We start from the raw sequence: 2,884 nt of genomic DNA on the forward strand, positions 1-2,884 counted from the left end.
AGTGGGTGAGAGCCCCGTACGTGAAAACACTGCATGCGGTTTGGATCGTGTTCCCGAGTAGCAGCGAGCTCGTGGAATTTGCTGTGAATCTGCCGGGACCACCCGGTAAGCCTAAATACTCCCTGATGACCGATAGCGGACTAGTACCGTGAGGGAAAGATGAAAAGTACCCCGGGAGGGGAGTGAAATAGTACCTGAAACCGTGTGCCTACAAGCCGTCAGAGCCTTTGGGTGATGGCGTGCCTTTTGAAGAATGAGCCTGCGAGTTATGCTTCGTGGCGAGGTTAACCCGTGTGGGGTAGCCGTAGCGAAAGCGAGTCCGAATAGGGCGTGTAGTCGCGGGGTATAGACCCGAAGCGGAGTGATCTACCCATGGCCAGGGTGAAGCGTCGGTAAGACGTCGTGGAGGCCCGAACCCACCAGGGTTGAAAACCTGGGGGATGAGCTGTGGGTAGGGGTGAAAGGCCAATCAAACTCCGTGATAGCTGGTTCTCCCCGAAATGCATTTAGGTGCAGCGTCGTGTGGTGGATGCCGGAGGTAGAGCACTGGATGGGCTAGGGGGACCAAAATCTTACTGAACTCAACCAAACTCCGAATGCCGGTATTTCTAGCGCGGCAGTGAGACTGCGGGGGATAAGCTTCGTAGTCGAGAGGGAAACAGCCCAGATCACCGGCTAAGGCCCCTAAGCGTGCGCTAAGTGGGAAAGGATGTGGGATCGCCCAGACAACCAGGAGGTTGGCTTAGAAGCAGCCACCCTTTAAAGAGTGCGTAATAGCTCACTGGTCAAGTGGTCCTGCGCCGACAATGTAGCGGGGCTCAAGCGCACCGCCGAAGCCGTGGCAATGCCACGTGAAATCCGCCTGCCGGCCTTGTGTTGGTGGGTGTAGTTGTGGTGTTGGGTAGGGGAGCGTCGTGCATCCGGTGAAGCGGCCGAGTGATCGAGTCGTGGAGGGTGTGCGAGTGAGAATGCAGGCATGAGTAGCGAATGCAGAGTGAGAACCTCTGCCGCCGAATGACCAAGGGTTCCTGGGCCAGGTTAATCCGCCCAGGGTGAGCCGGGACCTAAGGCGAGGCCGACAGGCGTAGTCGATGGACAACGGGTTGATATTCCCGTGCCCGTGACAGTGCGTCCGTGCTGAGGCCGGTGATGCTAACCATCCGAACCCGCTTGGAGTCCTTCGGGAGTCCTTGTCGGGGGAGCGTGGGGCCCGATCCGGTAGTAGGCAAGCGATGGGGTGACGCAGGAGGGTAGTCCCGCCAGTGAATGGTAGTACTGGTGTAAGCCTGTAGCCCGACATCTAGGCAAATCCGGATGTCATCAGGGTGAGAGGTGACGCGTAGCCGATTGAGGCGAAGTAGGATGATCCCATGCTGCCGAGAAAAGCCTCTAGCGAGTGCTGTTGTGGCCCGTACCCTAAACCGACACAGGTGGTCAGGTAGAGAATACCGAGGCGATCGAGTGAACTGTGGTTAAGGAACTCGGCAAAATACCTCCGTAACTTCGGGAGAAGGAGGGCCGTCTGGTTTGAAGCTCTTCGCGGGCTAGGGCTGGGCGGCCGCAGAGACCAGGCCCAAGCGACTGTTTACTAAAAACACAGGTCCGTGCGAAGTCGCAAGACGATGTATACGGACTGACGCCTGCCCGGTGCTGGAACGTTAAGAGGACCTGTTAGTCCTTCGGGGCGAAGCGGAGAATTTAAGCGCCAGTAAACGGCGGTGGTAACTATAACCATCCTAAGGTAGCGAAATTCCTTGTCGGGTAAGTTCCGACCTGCACGAATGGCGTAACGACTTGGGCGCTGTCTCGACCACAGACTCGGCGAAATTGCACTACGAGTAAAGATGCTCGTTACGCGCGGCAGGACGGAAAGACCCCGGGACCTTTACTATAGCTTGGTATTGGTGCTCGGTTCGGCTTGTGTAGGATAGGTGGGAGACTGTGAAGCGGCCACGCCAGTGGTTGTGGAGTCATTGTTGAAATACCACTCTGGTCGAATTGGGTGTCTCAACCTCGGGCCATGATCTGGTTCAGGGACAGTGCCTGGTGGGTAGTTTAACTGGGGCGGTTGCCTCCCAAAATGTAACGGAGGCGCCCAAAGGTTCCCTCAGCCTGGTTGGCAATCAGGTGTTGAGTGTAAGTGCACAAGGGAGCTTGACTGTGAGACTGACAGGTCGAGCAGGGACGAAAGTCGGGACTAGTGATCCGGCACCACCTGGTGGAAGGGGTGTCGCTCAACGGATAAAAGGTACCCCGGGGATAACAGGCTGATCTTGCCCAAGAGTCCATATCGACGGCATGGTTTGGCACCTCGATGTCGGCTCGTCGCATCCTGGGGCTGGAGTAGGTCCCAAGGGTTGGGCTGTTCGCCCATTAAAGCGGTACGCGAGCTGGGTTTAGAACGTCGTGAGACAGTTCGGTCCCTATCCGCCGCGCGCGCAGGAGACTTGAGGAAGGCTGTCCCTAGTACGAGAGGACCGGGACGGACGAACCTCTGGTGTGCCAGTTGTCCCGCCAGGGGCACGGCTGGTTGGCTATGTTCGGAAGGGATAACCGCTGAAGGCATCTAAGCGGGAAGCTCGTTCCAAGATGAGGTCTCCCACCACCTTGCGTGGTTAAGGCCCCCAGCAGACCACTGGGTTGATAGGCCAGAGATGGAAGCCCTGTGAGGGGTGGAGTTGACTGGTACTAATAGGCCGAGGGCTTGTTCATGACGAGTTGTTTGCATCCACTGTGCGACCCTGAACACACAAACACATGTTGTTGTGTGGTCGGGGTGCGAGACGCTTCGCATCCACTATGTTCGACAAAATAAGTTGATAGTGTTGTCGGTGGTTGTGGCGGAGGGGAAACGCCCGGTCCCATCCCGAACCCGGAAGCTAAG

General features: G+C 57.3%; 2 rRNA genes. Both read left to right on the forward strand.

The features are described 5' to 3' along the window. A 23S ribosomal RNA gene (locus ABD743_RS44340) occupies positions 1-2,712 on the forward strand; the annotation flags it as partial. Positions 2,713-2,827: 115 nt separating this feature from the next. Beyond that, positions 2,828-2,884: ribosomal RNA gene (gene rrf, locus ABD743_RS44345) — 5S ribosomal RNA — on the forward strand; the annotation flags it as partial.

The organism is Pseudonocardia yunnanensis, from assembly GCF_039534065.1.
Taxonomy (GTDB): domain Bacteria; phylum Actinomycetota; class Actinomycetes; order Mycobacteriales; family Pseudonocardiaceae; genus Pseudonocardia; species Pseudonocardia yunnanensis.